This is a genomic window from Pseudoalteromonas sp. S8-8 (genome assembly GCF_000497875.1).
In the GTDB taxonomy this organism is placed as follows: domain Bacteria; phylum Pseudomonadota; class Gammaproteobacteria; order Enterobacterales; family Alteromonadaceae; genus Pseudoalteromonas; species Pseudoalteromonas arctica.
Map to the genome: position 1 here is coordinate 103,725 of NZ_AUTR01000025.1, position 16,725 is coordinate 120,449.

A 16,725-nucleotide genomic window follows, 5' to 3' on the forward strand; every position below is an offset into this window, starting at 1 on the left:
AAAATAAAAAAACCGCATTAATAAAATGCGGTTTGTAAATATATAAACTAAAAACTATCTTTAATTATTAAAAATAACCACGAACACCAAAGCGGAAGTTTCTGCCTGGTAGTGGGGCTTTATCTTTAATAAATGAGCTATGCACAAAGCCTAACTCATCAGTAATGTTATCCACGTTTATATACAGCTGTGCATCTACACCGCCTAAACCTAATTGGTAATTAGCTTGTGCATCAAATAACGTATAGCCGTCCGTTTTTGTTTCAAATGCAGTTACATCGTTTTGATCAAAGTAATGAGTACCCGTCAGTGTTAATTGTAAGTCACCTAAATCGTACTGTAACTCAGAGCCTAATTTATTGGCAGGAATACGCGGTAAGTTGCCTTCGTCGTCTTTTAGTTTTGCACGAGTTGAGTCACCAAATACTTTAACCATAGCGCTTGGGGCTACTTGGTAATGTGCGTCAAATTCAATTCCATAAAGCTCTGCGTCTTTACTTGTAAACTGATAAACCGCAACAGCATCGTCATGTGCACCAATAGCTGATTCTAAACCATCTTCTTCATCGTAAACTAAACCCGTATTTTCTTGGAAATAAAAGTTTTTAATATCGTTATAGAAAAAGTTAACGGTGTAACCAAAGTCTCCGCTAAAACGTCTAAAGCTCAAATCTAGGTTTGTTGAGGTTTCTTGCTTAATATTTTCAGGCTCAAAATGCGCTTCATTATCTTCAATGCTGTAACCAAGACCTAGCTCATAAGTGCCAGTTGCAATGTGTAAACCGTTTGATAAAAGCTCTGCCGAAAGTGGTGCTCGTTCTGAATGAGAAATACTTGTTGCAATACTATGACCCGGCCTGTATTGCCAAATGGCACCGGCAGAGGCGCTTAAATTGGTAAAGCTTTCATTATACCCAATGGTCTCTTCGTCGCTATGATCTATTTCTACTTCATCGTGGCTATGTTCGTGTGCCGTGATTTGGCTTTCAATTTTGTAATCTTCTACACGTGCACCAAGCTCTATTGTCACGTCGCCAAATTCACGCTCTTCTAGTAAATATAATGCGTTAGTTGTAGTTACACTCGCGGGTGTAAATGCTTCTTCACCAATTGCATCGTAGTCAGAATCGCTGTAGTGATAGCCCATCATTCCGTGCCAATCAGCAAACTTATGCTCTACATTTAAACGTGCTTCAGTCGTTTTATTTTTAAAAGTAGTACCAATTTCGCCATCTTCAATTTCGCTGTGCAAGTAATCAGTATAGCCAACACGTAGATTGATGGTTTCAATCCAGTTATTATGCAGTGCGTAACTTACAAGCCCTTGCCAGCGATCTTGCTCTAAATGTGCATAAACTGGTTCTTCAGCAGCTTCATCTTCATGTTCTGCATGCTCTTCTTCAGTTTCACCTTCGTGATCGTGATGATGCTCATGCCCAGGAATACCGTAATCAGTATCAATGCTACCGTAAGAAAAACCAATCGTTAAGTGATCGCCAACATAGCTGGTACCAAAGTTAAGTGTTTCGCTATCAATAAAAGTATTTTCTACCGATCTTTCAGTTTCAACATCGCCATCATCGTCGGCAATAGTAAAGGTAGGTGTTTGGTAATCATCGCCGCTGCGCTTAGTACCATCAAAATGAAAGTTAAAGCCTTCATTACCTGTTTCAAGTTTTGCAGCTACGGTGTTTGAATTTGACACCGTATCGTTGCTGTATTCAGCAGCGCCTGTAAGCTCGTCGATGTTGCTAGTAGGAATACGGTTATCAACCACGTTTACAACGCCACCAATTGCACCAGAGCCATAAAGTAGGGTACTTGGACCGCGCAACACTTCAATTTGTTCTGCCGCTAGGCTGTCGCTTGATGTCGCGTGGTCTGGGCCAATACGCGACGCATCGCTGGCATCTAATCCATTTTGTGTGATTTTAACGCGAGGGCCATCTAAACCACGAATAATTGGGCTTGATGATACAGGGCCAAAGTAACTTGCATTTACGCCTGGTAAACCTTTAAGAGTTTCTCCAAGTGTTGGTTTAGATTTATTTCTTAATTCATCACCTGAGAGCACGCTTACTGGCGATATCATTTCTAGGCTGTTCTTATGAAGTGCAGAGGCATAAACAACCACTGTTTCAACCGATGTTGGTTTAAGTGACACAGACAGATTATTTGAAGATTCGGTAACAGTAATACGAGAGTCTATGTAGTTGTCTTTACTAATATGTAATTGGCTGTTTGCATCTATATCGATAGCAAACTCGCCTAAATCATTACTTTTAACGCTTTGGTTTTTGCCATGGACATGGATAGAGGCATTTTTAATTGGTTGATTTTTATCATCCATTACTTTACCAGTAACGGTTGCAGCCAAAGCTGATTGAGAACATAAAACAGAAAAAATAGCAGAGGAGATTAATGTTAACTTTGTCATGGATATATTGGTTCGTGGTTATTATGTTGTGATATAATATAACACCACAAAATTAACGAATCAACAATGTTATAGTATAACTTTGTATTTTGCGATGAATAATCTAAAAATGACGATTAAGCCAATATTATAAAAATTCAAATAATAGGTTTGTGAATAGAAAACTTATCTATTTGACCGAAGAACTCATAGCGCTAGCCGGTAAATCTATGTATTTAATAGCGGCTATCTATCATTATCGCATCTAGTTTATGCTGCGCTCTTGTCTGATTTGTTATATCTACAGATTCAATCATTTCGCATTCGTCGCGGATCATCTCTGAAATAAGGCTAGGGTAGTGGCGGCAGTCTTCTGGGCGGTCGAGGTAAATACTGCAGGTATACATATTTTTAGCGAGAGGATCTTTTTTAGGCGCAATTTCTAAAAATGGGCACACTTGAAGTCTTAAGCCTGTTTTTGGGTCAAACCAAATTTCGTTGTTTTTAACATATTCATAAATTTCGGGGTTAAAGAGCTCCCATAAATCTATTTCCTCTTTCGTTGCGCTTAAATCGCCGCCGCCATATTTAATACAGCATTTACCACACTGGTTGCATTCTTTCATAATTGGCTAATTTAGTTGACTGTTAACGAATTTAAGTTAGTTATTAGTGTAGCACCAAATTTATTATTAACGCTCTACTGAATTTACCTATCCTTTAATTTTTGGGTGTGTAAACAATAGTTAGATACAATAACTTAAGTTAAAACCCTTTGTTACATTTTATATAGTACAGGCTTTATTTAATGGTTTACTCTAAAGGTAGCGAAAAATGTTACAAACCCCGCTTGAGCAACTGTGTGATTGTTAAATGTTGCTGAGCGCGGATACCTAAGTAGGGCGTTATTATGAAAGAGGCTGTCACTAAGTTAAAAACAGAATTTAATGCAAAGTTATTGTATTGGAACAATCTTAAAAGTAGCAAAGCTAAAGCGGCAATCATCCTATTATTTTCAGTTGTCATTGCACTTAAAGTGTTTACGACCATCTTTACGTTGGATTGGGTTGCAAGTTTATTCAGCGTGTAAGTTTACCAAGAGTAATTTCGATAAAGTTTAATCACAGAGTGTTTAACGCCTACGCGATGTTCATTATTAATGTATTATTACGCTATACACCAAATTAAATAAATCAGTTGTTTAAATACGTTTTATAATGACTGTAATGATATATTTTAGCTAAATTGAGTGAGTAAATGAGTTTAGCTGCATTAAAGGATAACCAGTGATGATGAATACAAAAATATACAAAGCGGTACATGATCTAGCAGAAGATTTAATGGCGGCGGCTAACAAAAATAACCGTGAAAAGTTTGAGTCGTTATTTGCTCAATTAAAAGCTATTTGTATTGAAAACGAAAACACCTCAAAAGATCACCCTGTACAATGGGAAACCTTAGCTGATTTTACCGAAGAGTTAGAAGAGGCAATTACTACTTACGAAAAAGCATTAGAAAAGTCGATTGCGATTAATAACAAAGATCATATGTCGTCGGTTTCTTTTTCAATGGCTACATTACAGCTTGAGCTTGGCCAAAAAGATGAAGCTATTAAAAACCTTCAAAATGCTAAAGTCAGCGCCAATAAAATTGAAGACAAAGAGCTTAAAGCTGAAATACACGACCTACTAGAGTCGCTTATTGAAGAAGAAGGTTAAATACATAAAAGCATAACTTATCCATATTAAATGTGATTTTTGTGGATTTAGCTTGAGCTTAATAAAGCGCTGATGGTTTATACCCTCAGCGCTTTTTTATGTTCGCTATAAATACTAAACCAAAAGAAAAGGCTTACTATTGAGCTAGCTTATTCATAAAATCGATAATGTACTTTGCAATTTCTACTGGTTTTTCTTCAACACTAAAGTGCCCTGAATCGAGTAAGTGCAGTTCAGCGTTCGGTATATCTTTTAAGTATGCTTTAGCGCCTGCGGCTATAAACGCAGGATCGTTTTTACCCCATACAATTAACGTTGGTGGTTGGTACTTGCGTAAATAAGCTTGCCACTTTGGATAGTCGAGAAGGTTGTTGTAGTAATCTCGTAGCAATTGAACTTGAATTACTCTATCGGATTTGGTTTGTAAAAAGTGAAGATCGTGCGTCCAGCTATCTGGGCTCATCACTTCTGGGTTACTTTGTACGTCTCGTAAATACTGCTTGCCTCGGTAGGGTTAGCCCCTCTAAATACGCATTACCATTTTGTACAATAAGTGCATCAAGTTTATTAGGATTATTTAACAACATTCTAAAGCCTACAGGTGCTCCAAAGTCTTGTATATATAGGCTGTAGCGCTTTACTTTAAGCGTTGTTAGTAACCCTTCAACGTATTGAGCTAGTAATTCAAAAGTATATTTTTGAGTTTCTGGGTTTGGGCGTTCGCTGTATCCTGAGCCTAAATAATCGGGTGCAATTACATGATAACGACCTGATAAAAGCGGGATCAATTCTCGGTAGCTGTGTGAAGACGACGGATAGCCATGTAAAAGCACAATGGTTTGCTTATGCTGGATGCCAGCTTCTCGGTAAAATACCTTTTTACCGTTTACATTTGCATATTTGTAAGTGGTTTTTGAAGGCCATACAGCATCAGCGGCATATACTTGAACGGTAAACGTAGATATTGAAACTAATAAAAACACAATAAATGAGACGATGTGAGCAGGTTTTACTTTAAGATTTTTTTGTATATCTGGGTGCATAAGTAAACTCGTTATTTTTGGTAATGACGCTTTATTAATTTACCAGACCCGTTATTTACACAATTGTATTCAGATAATAACGTTGTAGTTTCACAGCAAAGAAGTGTACAGCAGGAGTAAGTGCAGCTTTGGACCTTACAAGATACTTATGAGCCAACAGTGGGCTAGGGCGTTAGCTCTTTATTGGCCGCTTTTTTGTATTTGAAATAGCTTATTAAATAAACGGCTATTGGAATCGTTGGGCTTAAAAATATGTGAGGATGAAAATAGATACCACGTTCGTCATATAGAAACACATATAACACGACCGCAAACGTTGAAGGTAAGGGGAAGATGATTGCGCCGTGCCCAACAGCAGCAAATAGTGTCCACGAGAAAACACTAGGCCAAAGCACTGCTCTGATGTAAGCACCTTTATTAGTCGCTTTAGCCTTTTTAGCGTAATTACGTGAAACAAAATAAGATATTACCGTTGGAAACAAAGTTAAAATGATACTTAGCAGTATAAGCATAGTGATTCAATTCCTTTTGATATTATTTGCATAACACAGTTTTTCACAATGTGTTAATTGGTTTGAGTTAATACCGTTTTTAAAGCAGCAATTTGCTTAATTTCATCAGCTGTTAATGCTTGATATAACCTAGGATAGGGCCAACCATAGTCCCATCTGAAAGTCGATGGTATATAAGGGCTGCCACCAAATCGAACTCCAGCAAGCATAAGGTTCGCTATACTCGTTTCGCCGGCTTCAATAACACATTGTTGCAAGGCTTTATCTGCTTCTAAACGTTGCCAATAAGTGCCACCTTGCCAGTAGGCGTAGTCGTGCGCTTTACAACATGCAAGCCACAACTTTTTATCTTTTGTCGTGCCGTCCGGAAAAGCACTACAGCCATCTGATGTGAACGGTTTTATATTTTCAGCATTTGCTGTATTACTTAATATGACCAGTAAGACAATGGGACTGAAACGCATTATTTTCATGCGAAAGAGTGTATTAGTAAAATTATACATGATTTTAAGTGTTACTGTTTTAGTTACAAATAATAACACTTTAAAAAGTATAAAAAAGGTTTTTACTGTTTATAGACTGGTTATGTTTATATGATAATTTTGATTTAGAGCTTTTTGTTTAGATACTCTATGCGTTCTATTTTCTTCGCTAGTTGCGAGGTGTTAATACTAAAAGTGCTGGTTAAAAAACTTACTACAATATTAGATTAAGGTTTACACATGGTGTGTTGCATTTGTACTTTAGGAGAGGAGCTGTGCTAGAACAAATAGAAAATTGGATTGACGCTACAAATTTAAAATACAGTAGTCAAAAAGTGAGTTGTGATAAATTCAGTAATGAATTTTATGGGTTTTATCCTACCGAGTTTTTAAAAAACGCGTATTACGTTGTTGTAGACCAAATACCAAAGCCAGACTTTGCGGGTCTGCGAGAAATGGGCCTAGGTGATTTTGTCGATATGGACGCGGCGGGTATAACGTATAAAAATACTTATTATATACTTCCCCACGTCGCTACTAATTTAAGGGTCCATTTTCATGAACTTGTTCATGTTGCGCAGTGGCTTGAGCTTGGCGCTAACGCATTTATGCTTCGTTACATTAGTGAAATTCAACGAGAGGGATATCACCATGCTCCGCTCGAAAAGATGGCATACGCGCTTGATGATCAATTTGCTAGTCGTGGTAAAAAAATAGATGTGCCAAAATATGTAACTCATACTCTGTAATTAGCGCAGAATTTTAAAGGAATTTATATGAACAAAACGTTAGGATGCTTTTTTACTTTAATGTGTATTGATGCACAAGCTGTAACGTTTGAAGAAGGTATAGTATCAGCCTTACTCGAGCGAACAAAACACAATATTACCTACGATGGGGCTTATCACTCAATTGCTTACCCAGGTGGTGATGTGCCTAAAAATATTGGGGTATGTACCGACGTTATAATCAGAAGTTACAGAAAGTTAGGTATCGACTTACAGAAACTCGTGCATGAAGACATGCAAAAAAACTTTGTACTGTATCCATCTAAACGTATTTGGGGTTTAGCTAAGCCTGATAGAAATATAGACCACCGACGTGTACCAAATTTACAAGCTTACTTTGAGCGCCATGCAAACGTATTAAGTAAATCCAGTAAGGTGAGTGATTATAAAACCGGCGATATAGTAACGTGGATGTTATCAGGTAATTTACCTCATATAGGTATGGTGATTAATGAGTTATCTCAAGATACGGGTAACCCACTTATTGTGCATAATATAGGGCGTGGTCCGCAAAAAAGCGATATGCTTTTTGATTACAAAATTACCGGGCATTACCGGTTTGTTCCACACTATTGATAAGTTTAATAAACGATAGATGTAAGTATTAATTTTATTTCAGATCAATACTTACATTGCCATTAGGCTTGCAGCAGCACAGGAGTATTTCGCCTTCGCGCACAAACGCAAGTGGCTCTTCGTTATATTCAACACTACCTGACACTAACGTTGCCCTACAAGCGCCGCAGTAACCTTCACGGCATTGGAATGCGACGTCTATTTTCATGGATTCTAAGCACTGTAAAAGAGAAGGGCAGCCAGCGGTAAATTCTATACACTGGCTGTTTTCTGCAAGCGTTATGCTTGCAGTAGACTTGTCACTCATTATAAATCAAAATCACCAAATTCTGATGCATCAACTTGAGAGTCTATTTGACCAACAAGGTATGAGCTAATTTCTGCTTCTTGCGGTGCTACTTGCACGTTATCAGACACTAACCACGAGTTTATCCATGGGATAGGGTTACTGTTATTTTCAAACTGTGCTGGCAAGCCAATGGCAGTCATACGTGCATTAGTAATGTATTCAACGTACTGACATAAAATATGCTTATTTAAGCCAATCATTGAACCATCTTTAAATAAATACTCAGCCCACTCTTTTTCTTGCTCTGCAGCATCAACAAACATTTTAATCGCTTCGTCGCGGCACTGAGCTGCAACAATCGCCATTTCAGGGTCGTCTTTACCGTCTTGCATAATGTTTAAAATATGCTGAGTACCCGAAAGGTGAAGTGCTTCATCGCGCGCAATAAGCTTGATGATTTTAGCGTTACCTTCCATTAGTTCACGCTCAGCAAACGCAAACGAACATGCAAAGCTTACGTAAAAGCGAATCGCTTCAAGAATATTTACCGACATCATAGCCAGGTAAAGTTTCTTTTTAAGCTCAAACAAATTCACGATAACAGTTTTACCGTTAATCTCGTGTTTGCCTTCACCGTATAAGTTGTAAAGCGATACAGAGTTAATTAAGTCATCGTAGTATTTAGTTACGGCATCAGCACGTTCGCTAATTTTATCGTTGCTAACAATGTCATCAAAAATAAGTTCAGGTGCTTGTGTTACGTTACGGATAATATGCGTGTATGAGCGGCTGTGAATTGTTTCACTGAACGCCCACGTTTCTATCCATGTTTCAAGCTCTGGTAGCGATACAATAGGGAGTAGGGCAACGTTTGGCGAACGGCCTTGTACGCTATCAAGCAAAGTTTGGTATTTTAAGTTACTTAAAAATATATGCTTTTCGTGATCGGGTAACGCTTGAAAGTCTAAACGGTCTTTACTTACATCTACTTCCTCAGGACGCCAAAAGAAAGACAGTTGCTTCTCGATTAATTTTTCAAAAATTGGGTATTTTTGTTGGTCGTAACGAGATACGTTTACAGTTTGGCCAAAAAACATTGGCTCTTGCATTTGGTTATTATGGTTTCGGCTAAAAGTAGTATAAGACATGTTTATCACTCAAAAAACTATCAGAAAAAGCGGGCTAAATGCCCGCTTAAAATAAAAATCAGCAGTTATATTTTACACGCGCCGCCTTCACAATCATCATCTTCCACTTCTGGAGTATCTTCTTGCATATCTGAGGCACCATCACGAGTATTGTGGTAGTACAAGGTTTTAACACCTAGTTTGTACGCGCTTAGTAAGTCTTTTAATAAGACTTGCATAGGTACTTTACCGCCTTCGAACTTGTTTGGATCATAATTTGTATTTGCAGAAATTGTTTGGTCTACAAATTTTTGCATTATACCAACAAGCTGCAAGTAACCATCGTTTGATGGAATGTCCCACAGTAGCTCGTATTGATCTTTTAAACGCTCATACTCAGGAACAACTTGCTTTAAAATACCGTCTTTACTTGCTTTAACGCTAATATGTCCACGTGGTGGTTCAATACCATTTGTTGCATTAGAGATTTGCGACGATGTTTCTGATGGCATTAACGCACTTAGTGTTGAGTTACGCATACCGTGCTCTTTAATATTTGCACGTAGTGTATCCCAATCAAGATGAAGTGGCTCATCACAAATTTTATCTAAATCACGTTTGTACGTATCTGTTGGCATAATGCCTTGTGAATACGTTGTTTCGTTAAACTTAGGACAGGCGCCACGCTCTTTAGCAAGCTCGTTTGATGCTTTCATCAAGTAGTATTGAATCGCTTCAAAGGTTTTATGTGTTAATGCATTTGCGCTGCCATCTGAATAACGTTTACCGTTTTTAGCTAGGTAGTATGCGTAGTTAATCACGCCTATACCTAACGTTCGACGACCCATAGTTGCATTTTTAGCAGCCGGTACTGGGTAGTCTTGGAAATCAAGTAAGTTATCAAGTGCGCGTACTGCAAGTTCAGCTAGCTCTTCGAGCTCATCAAGTGATTCTATTGCACCTAAGTTAAACGCAGACAGTGTACAAAGGGCAATTTCGCCTTCTTCGTCATTTACGTTATTAAGTGGCTTAGTTGGCAATGCAATTTCTAAACATAAGTTAGATTGGCGAATAGGCGCAACTTTAGCAATGAACGGGCTGTGTGTATTACAGTGATCCACATTTTGTAAATAAATACGACCTGTACTTGCACGCTCTTGCGCAAACATAGAGAAAAGCTCAATCGCTTTAATGCGTTTTTTACGAATCGATTCGTCTTGTTCGTATTTTACGTAAAGCGCGTCAAACTCAGCTTGATCTTCAAAAAATGCATCGTAAAGGCCTGGCACATCTGATGGGCTAAATAACGTAATGTAGTCGTCTTTAATTAAACGAGAGTACATTAGTTTATTAAACTGTACGCCGTAATCTAGGTGACGAACACGGTTGTCGTCTACACCACGGTTATTTTTAAGTACAAGTAGGTTTTCTACTTCTAAATGCCAAAGCGGGTAGAATAATGTTGCAGCGCCGCCACGTACACCACCTTGCGAACAACTTTTAACAGCTGTTTGAAAGTGCTTATAAAAAGGAATACAACCTGTGTGGTACGCTTCGCCGTTACGAATATGGCTACCTAGCGCACGAATACGACCAGCGTTAATACCAATACCTGCACGCTGTGAAACATATTTAACAATAGCTGACGACGTTGCATTGATTGAATCAAGGCTGTCGCCACATTCAATTAATACACACGAGCTAAACTGGCGAGTAGGTGTACGTACACCCGACATAATTGGCGTTGGTAGAGATATTTTAAATAACGATACTGCGTCGTAAAAGCGCTTAATGTAAGAAACGCGTGTTTCACGTGGGTAGTCAGAGAATAAGCTCGCTGCTACTAAAATATATAAAAACTGTGCACTTTCGTAGATTTCACCCGATACACGGTTTTGAACGAGATACTTACCTTCAAGCTGTTTTACAGCCGCGTAGCTAAAGTTAAGATCGCGAGAATGATCAAGATATGCATCAAGCTCGTCTAATTCTTGTTCTGTGTAATCTACTAATAAGTGAGCATCGTAGCGTTTATCGCCAACCATTTTTGTTACGTGGTCAAATAAACGTGGTGGCTCAAATTGACCGTACGCTTTTTTACGTAAATGGAATACAGCTAAACGTGCAGCTAAGTATTGATAATCAGGCGATTCTTTTGAAATCTGATCCGCTGCTGCTTTAATGATGGTTTCGTGAATGTCTTTAGTACGAATACCGTCGTAAAACTGAATGTGCGATTTTAATTCAACTTGCGAAACCGAAACGTTGCTTAAACCTTCGGCGGCCCATTCAATAACGCGATGGATCTTATCCAGATCAAGAGGCTCTTTGCGCCCATCACGTTTGCTTACAGATAACTGTTGGTTCATAGATTTGCCTGTATTCCTTGGGAATTATGTATTTTGACCAATGTTTATGCCTCGCCGAAGCAAGGTAGATACTCGTTTTGTATAAATTTAATTAAATTGGAGAATTTAATTGAATAACATTTGGCCACAATATCTGGTGCTGTTCAATTTAATGATCACAAGATAGTGTGGTCTGAGTTGTTTTGCAAGAGGTAGAATTGTGTCTATTATCTGATAATGAGGAGATATAGCCTTTGTGTTAGTAGACACTCACCTTCGAACAATCATTTAAGATGAAATATGCAAAAATCAACTAATGATCTACTAAATTTGCGTATTTTAAAAATAAATTTTGACTGCTTTTTTTATCATCAGGCTTTGCGTGAAAATTGACTCAATCACAATATATAGTGTTTATTAATTAACATAGCACTATATATGGTTGAATCGAATTTTTGTACAGGGTATATGGTTGTAATATATAAGATTGAGGCAAGGTAAGTTTTTCAGATATAGTTATACTGGAATGTAAGATATAAAAATGGGCTAAAAATTAGCCCATTTAAATTTATACTACGAGCAAACTACCCAGTGTAATAATTTTAAAAACAATCATTATTACACTCTCTGAAATTTCTATAGAAATATTGAGTTTCAACTTTAGTTATCCTAAATCTGAGTTAGTCACTTGCCGACAATATAAGAATCAGTTACGCTCAAACTTCCACACTTGGGCGCTTTCCTAAAATTTTAGCAAGTGTCTTTGCTAACATCATATTCAAACCTTGGGTATGATGTTAGCCCCTCCACCTAGTTGAAATATCAATTCCATCAAAGTGTTAATAAAACTTTAATGTGGTCTGAGTTGTTTTGCAAGGGACATAATTGCCCCTGTTTGTGGATAACTTTAGGATAACGCATTTGTGTTAGTAGAGACTCACCTTCGAACAATCAATTAAGTTGAAATATGCAAAAATCAATTAGTGATCTGCTAAATTTACGCATTTTAAAAATAAATTCTGACTGCTTTTTTTATCAGCAAGCTTTGTGTGAAAGCTAACAAAACCACAGCATATAGTGTTTGATAATTAAAATAGCACTATATATGGTTAAAACCATCAATTGGGCTTTGCCAGTTAAAATCAGCATTCCAGCTGTTGGCTTCATCAATACTTGGGATGTAACCCCAAAGTGCCGTTGCGGTATGCATACCTGCCGCTTTGCCTGCTTGTATGTCACGCTGTGCATCACCAATGTATAAACAACGGCTTGGTTCTACCTGCATAAGCTTTGCACAATGTAGCAGTGGTAAAGGTGATGGCTTAGCTTCAGCTAATGTGTCGCCACTTATTACTACACTGACATTTTTTAATGCGGGAATAGCTGCCACTAAAGGATCGGTTAAAAACCCTGGTTTATTAGTCATGATCCCCCATTTGATCTTTTTCTGATCAAGGGCGATAAGTAACGATTCAACTCCGCTGAAGCAACGTGTGTGATTTGCTATGTTTGTGGCGTACTCGTCAACTAATTGCTTTATAAGCTCGCTTTGGGGTTGTTTAGCCCATAATTCTTTAAAACCAGCCTCTAATAATGCGCCTGCGCCGTTAGATGCCGCAGGACGGTATATATCACTACTAACAGGTTCTATTTTATTGCTAATAAGAACTGCGTTTAAAGCGGCACCTAAATCATCAGCGGTGTCGAGTAGGGTGCCGTCTAAATCAAATAAAAATGCATCGTACTCAATAAGGGGTAGGGGGGCTTGAGAGTTAGCCATTAAGCTAACTTCTCAAAATAAAGTATGTAATTTACGCTAACGTCACTATTGAGCGTATATTGCTTTGATAGTGGGTTATAAGAAAGCCCTGTGCTTGCACGAACTTTTAAACCGGCTTGCTCTGCCCATGCAATAAGTTGTGCAGGCTTTATAAACTTTTTATGGTCGTGTGTACCTTCAGGCACCATTTTTAAGAGTTTTTCAGCGCCAACAATCGCGTATAAATATGCTTTAGGTGTTTTGTTCAGGGTTGAAAAAAACACGTCCGCGCCTGGTTTGGCAAGTGCAGCTACAGCATGAATGATAGATGCTGGGTCGGGAACGTGCTCAAGCATTTCCATACACGTTATTACATCAAAGCGCTCAGGGTACTGTGTTGCAAACTCTTCTGCAGGCACTTTTATATAATCTACATTTACGCCAGTTTCTAAACTGTGCAACTTAGCAACAGTTAAAGGTTCTTGGCCCATATCGATGCCAGTTACTTTTGCACCCATACGCGCCATGCTTTGGCTTAAAATACCGCCGCCACAGCCAACGTCGAGTGTTTCTTTATCGAATAAGCCTTGCGTTTTGTTTGCTATAAAGTCTAAACGTAACGGGTTAATTTCGTGAAGAGGTTTGAATTCTCCGTCTAGGTCCCACCAACGCTCAGCGATGGCTTCAAATTTTGCTATTTCTGCGTGATCTACATTTTGATGTTCGGTCATAAAATACTTCCTCGTCAATCTGAGGCCATTATATAGGGCTAAATTGATAAATCGCAAAGTTTTGCGCCTGTAAATTAAAATTAATTGTGATAGCATGGCTGTTAGAAATAATAACAATACTCTTAATACCCAATACCGGGTTGTTGAGAGCTGATACTGAAGGAATGTGATATCAAATGACTGATCTCGCCAATGAAATTCTGCCAGTCAATATTGAAGACGAGTTAAAAAACTCCTACTTAGATTACGCAATGAGCGTAATAGTAGGACGTGCATTACCAGACGTACGTGACGGCTTAAAACCTGTTCATCGCCGCGTTTTGTTTGCAATGAACGAGCTTAGTAATGACTGGAACAAGCCTTACAAAAAATCGGCCCGTGTGGTCGGTGACGTAATCGGTAAATACCATCCACACGGCGACAGTGCAGTTTATGACACGATAGTTCGTATGGCTCAGCCATTCTCACTACGTTATATGCTTGTAGATGGCCAAGGTAACTTCGGTTCGGTTGATGGTGATTCAGCAGCGGCAATGCGTTATACAGAAGTACGTATGGCAAAAATGTCGCATGAGTTATTAGCCGATCTTGAAAAAGAAACGGTTGATTTCGTTCCTAACTACGATGGCACTGAGTTCATCCCTGACGTGTTACCTACGAAAGTCCCTAATTTATTAGTGAATGGTTCGTCGGGTATTGCAGTAGGTATGGCTACAAATATACCACCACATAACTTAACTGAAGTTGTGAACGGTTGTTTGGCACTTATTCAAAATCCTGATTTAACTATTTTAGAGTTAATGGATTATATCCCTGGTCCTGATTTCCCTACGGCTGCAATTATCAACGGTAAAAAAGGCATTGAACAAGCCTATTTAACTGGCCGTGGTAAAGTGTACATGCGTGCACGCGCCGACGTCGAAACCGATGAAAAAACAGGCCGTGAAACAATCATCGTTCACGAAATTCCTTATCAAGTTAATAAAGCCCGTTTAATTGAAAAAATTGCTGAGCTTGTTAAAGATAAGAAAATTGAAGGTATTAGTGCACTACGTGATGAATCAGATAAAGACGGTATGCGTATCGTTATTGAAATTAAACGTGGTGATGTAGGCGAAGTTATTTTAAATAACTTGTATTCACAAACTCAGTTACAAACTGTGTTTGGTATGAATATGGTTGCATTAATTAACAACCAACCTAAGTGTTTTAATCTAAAAGAAATGCTTGAAGAGTTTATTATTCACCGCCGTGAAGTAGTAACTCGCCGTACCGTGTTTGATTTACGCAAAGCGCGTGACCGTGCTCATACGCTTGAAGGTTTAGCAATTGCGCTTGCAAACATTGACCCAATTATCGAGCTTATTCGTAAATCACCTACACCTGCTGAAGCTAAAATTGCTTTAACTGCACGTCCGTGGGAATTAGGTCATGTACAAGGTATGCTTGAAAAAGCAGGCGAAGATAATGTAGCCCGTCCAGATTGGCTTGCTGATGATTTAGGTATTCGCGACGGTCAATACTATATTTCTGAGCAACAAGCTCAAGCAATTCTAGATTTGCGTTTACACAAGCTTACTGGTCTTGAACACGAAAAAATCTTAACTGAATATCAAGCGTTATTAGAGTTAATTGCTGAGCTACTTTATATTTTGGCAACACCTGAGCGTTTAATGGAAGTTATTCGTGACGAACTAGTTGAAATTAAAGCGCAGTATGGCGACGAACGTCGTACTGAGATCAATGCAGCGGCTCACGATATCAGCCTTGAAGACTTAATTACCGAAGAAAACGTTGTTGTAACGCTTTCTCACGAAGGGTATGTGAAGTATCAGGCATTGTCTGATTACGAAGCACAGCGTCGTGGTGGTAAAGGTAAGTCAGCAACGAAGATGAAAGATGAAGATTTCATTGAACGTCTGTTAGTTGCAAATACACACGATACTATTTTATGTTTCTCTACGGCCGGTCGTTTATATTGGCTTAAAGTGTATCAGTTACCACTAGCAAGTCGTGCAGCGCGCGGTAAGCCAATTGTTAACTTGTTACCACTTGAAGCTGATGAACGTATTACTGCTATATTGCCAGTACGCGAGTACGCAGAAGATAAATATATCTTTATGGCAACTGCATTCGGTACAGTTAAGAAAACACCATTAACGGCTTACAGTCGTCAACGTGCAAGCGGTATTATTGCTGTTAACTTAAATGATGGCGATAGCTTGATTGGTGTTGATATTACCGATGGTAGCAACGAAATTATGTTGTTCACTGATGCAGGTAAAGTTGTACGGTTCAAAGAAGCTGAAGAAACAACAGTTGTTGATGAAAACGGTAACCCAGTATTAGACGAAGAAGGTAACCCTGAGATTCGCTTCAAAGGTGTTCGCCCAATGGGTCGTACTGCTACAGGTGTTCGTGGTATTAAAATGCCAGACGAGCAACGCGTAGTATCGTTAATTGTACCAAAAACTGACGGTGCTATTCTAACGGTAACTGAAAATGGTTACGGTAAGCGTACACAACTTGAAGATTACCCATCTAAGAGTCGTGCAACACAAGGTGTTGTATCAATTAAGGTGAGTGAACGTAACGGCGCTGTTGTTGGTGCTGTGCAAGTTGATGACAACGATGAAATAATGATTATTTCGAATCGTGGTACCTTAGTACGAACTCGCGTTAATGAAGTTTCAACGGTTGGACGTAACACACAAGGTGTTATTTTGATCAGAACTATTGACGGAGAGCAAGTAGTTGGTTTACAACGTATAGAAGAGATTGAAGTTACAGAAAGTGACTTAATTGATATTGAAGACGTTGAAACAGTAGATACGGTTATTGATGAAGTAGCGGATGATAATCCTCCTTCAGAATAATTGATATTGAAAAAGCGGCCTTGGCCGCTTTTTTTAATGTTGTTGAAAAAAATTAATAGG

At 38.5% G+C, this 16,725-nt stretch carries 16 protein-coding genes; 5 read left to right on the forward strand and 11 right to left on the reverse strand.

What is annotated here, in order from left to right:
* Nucleotides 1-67: 67 nt before the first annotated feature.
* Nucleotides 68-2,437, reverse strand: a complete 2,370-nt coding sequence (locus L659_RS0107705) for a TonB-dependent receptor (RefSeq protein WP_024590140.1) — start codon at nucleotides 2,435-2,437, stop codon at nucleotides 68-70.
* A gap of 215 nt (nucleotides 2,438-2,652) precedes the next feature.
* Complete coding sequence (locus tag L659_RS0107710; RefSeq protein ID WP_024590141.1) at nucleotides 2,653-3,042, reverse strand: YkgJ family cysteine cluster protein; 390 nt, start codon at nucleotides 3,040-3,042, stop codon at nucleotides 2,653-2,655.
* A 284-nt stretch (nucleotides 3,043-3,326) separates the two neighbouring features.
* On the opposite strand from L659_RS0107710, the gene L659_RS0107715 reads away from it, so the two are divergent.
* Together L659_RS0107715 and L659_RS0107720 are read left to right on the forward strand one after the other, a co-directional pair.
* Nucleotides 3,327-3,506: a hypothetical protein gene (locus tag L659_RS0107715; protein WP_024590142.1), complete on the forward strand. Its 180-nt coding sequence runs from the start codon at nucleotides 3,327-3,329 to the stop codon at nucleotides 3,504-3,506.
* A 199-nt stretch (nucleotides 3,507-3,705) separates the two neighbouring features.
* The gene (locus L659_RS0107720; RefSeq protein WP_024590143.1) at nucleotides 3,706-4,134 is read left to right on the forward strand and encodes a hypothetical protein; all 429 of its coding nucleotides are present in this window, start codon (nucleotides 3,706-3,708) and stop codon (nucleotides 4,132-4,134) included.
* Between the two features lie 136 nt (nucleotides 4,135-4,270).
* Here L659_RS0107720 and L659_RS1000000123915 read toward each other — a convergent pair whose 3' ends face one another.
* The 4 genes from L659_RS1000000123915 to L659_RS01000000122945 all read right to left on the reverse strand — a co-directional run bounded on the left by L659_RS1000000123915 (nucleotide 4,271) and on the right by L659_RS01000000122945 (nucleotide 6,153).
* Entirely contained in the window at nucleotides 4,271-4,597 is a 327-nt protein-coding gene (locus tag L659_RS1000000123915; protein ID WP_231388433.1) for an alpha/beta fold hydrolase, read from the reverse strand.
* A 10-nt stretch (nucleotides 4,598-4,607) separates the two neighbouring features.
* Nucleotides 4,608-5,177, reverse strand: a complete 570-nt coding sequence (locus tag L659_RS1000000123920; protein WP_231388434.1) for an alpha/beta fold hydrolase — start codon at nucleotides 5,175-5,177, stop codon at nucleotides 4,608-4,610.
* Between the two features lie 164 nt (nucleotides 5,178-5,341).
* Entirely contained in the window at nucleotides 5,342-5,689 is a 348-nt protein-coding gene (locus L659_RS0107730) for a hypothetical protein (RefSeq protein WP_024590144.1), read from the reverse strand.
* A gap of 53 nt (nucleotides 5,690-5,742) precedes the next feature.
* Nucleotides 5,743-6,153 carry a hypothetical protein gene (locus L659_RS01000000122945; RefSeq protein WP_024590145.1) on the reverse strand — a complete coding sequence of 137 codons (411 nt, stop codon included), beginning with the start codon at nucleotides 6,151-6,153 and terminating at the stop codon, nucleotides 5,743-5,745.
* A 293-nt stretch (nucleotides 6,154-6,446) separates the two neighbouring features.
* Between L659_RS01000000122945 and L659_RS0107740 the strand changes: the two genes are divergently transcribed.
* Nucleotides 6,447-6,920 (forward strand): hypothetical protein, encoded by a 474-nt coding sequence (locus L659_RS0107740; protein WP_024590146.1) that lies wholly within the window; start codon nucleotides 6,447-6,449, stop codon nucleotides 6,918-6,920.
* Between the two features lie 60 nt (nucleotides 6,921-6,980).
* Nucleotides 6,981-7,535: a DUF1287 domain-containing protein gene (locus tag L659_RS0107745; RefSeq protein WP_407072743.1), complete on the forward strand. Its 555-nt coding sequence runs from the start codon at nucleotides 6,981-6,983 to the stop codon at nucleotides 7,533-7,535.
* A 34-nt stretch (nucleotides 7,536-7,569) separates the two neighbouring features.
* Here L659_RS0107745 and yfaE read toward each other — a convergent pair whose 3' ends face one another.
* From yfaE to ubiG, 5 genes are all read right to left on the reverse strand, one after another.
* Nucleotides 7,570-7,842 carry a class I ribonucleotide reductase maintenance protein YfaE gene (gene yfaE / locus L659_RS0107750; protein ID WP_024590148.1) on the reverse strand — a complete coding sequence of 91 codons (273 nt, stop codon included), beginning with the start codon at nucleotides 7,840-7,842 and terminating at the stop codon, nucleotides 7,570-7,572.
* Nucleotides 7,842-8,972, reverse strand: a complete 1,131-nt coding sequence (nrdB, locus tag L659_RS0107755; RefSeq protein ID WP_007583038.1) for a class Ia ribonucleoside-diphosphate reductase subunit beta — start codon at nucleotides 8,970-8,972, stop codon at nucleotides 7,842-7,844. The genes yfaE and nrdB overlap by 1 nt, the downstream gene beginning before the upstream one ends.
* A gap of 65 nt (nucleotides 8,973-9,037) precedes the next feature.
* Nucleotides 9,038-11,320 carry a class 1a ribonucleoside-diphosphate reductase subunit alpha gene (gene nrdA, locus L659_RS0107760; protein WP_010552863.1) on the reverse strand — a complete coding sequence of 761 codons (2,283 nt, stop codon included), beginning with the start codon at nucleotides 11,318-11,320 and terminating at the stop codon, nucleotides 9,038-9,040.
* A gap of 1,078 nt (nucleotides 11,321-12,398) precedes the next feature.
* Nucleotides 12,399-13,079 (reverse strand): HAD family hydrolase, encoded by a 681-nt coding sequence (locus L659_RS0107765; protein ID WP_024590149.1) that lies wholly within the window; start codon nucleotides 13,077-13,079, stop codon nucleotides 12,399-12,401.
* Entirely contained in the window at nucleotides 13,079-13,789 is a 711-nt protein-coding gene (gene ubiG, locus L659_RS0107770; protein WP_008171708.1) for a bifunctional 2-polyprenyl-6-hydroxyphenol methylase/3-demethylubiquinol 3-O-methyltransferase UbiG, read from the reverse strand. Before ubiG ends, L659_RS0107765 begins: the two co-directional genes overlap by 1 nt.
* 176 nt (nucleotides 13,790-13,965) lie before the next feature.
* On the opposite strand from ubiG, the gene gyrA reads away from it, so the two are divergent.
* On the forward strand, nucleotides 13,966-16,665 hold the full coding sequence (gyrA, locus tag L659_RS0107775; protein ID WP_007583046.1) for a DNA topoisomerase (ATP-hydrolyzing) subunit A: 2,700 nt from the start codon (nucleotides 13,966-13,968) through the stop codon (nucleotides 16,663-16,665).
* Nucleotides 16,666-16,725: the final 60 nt, after the last annotated feature.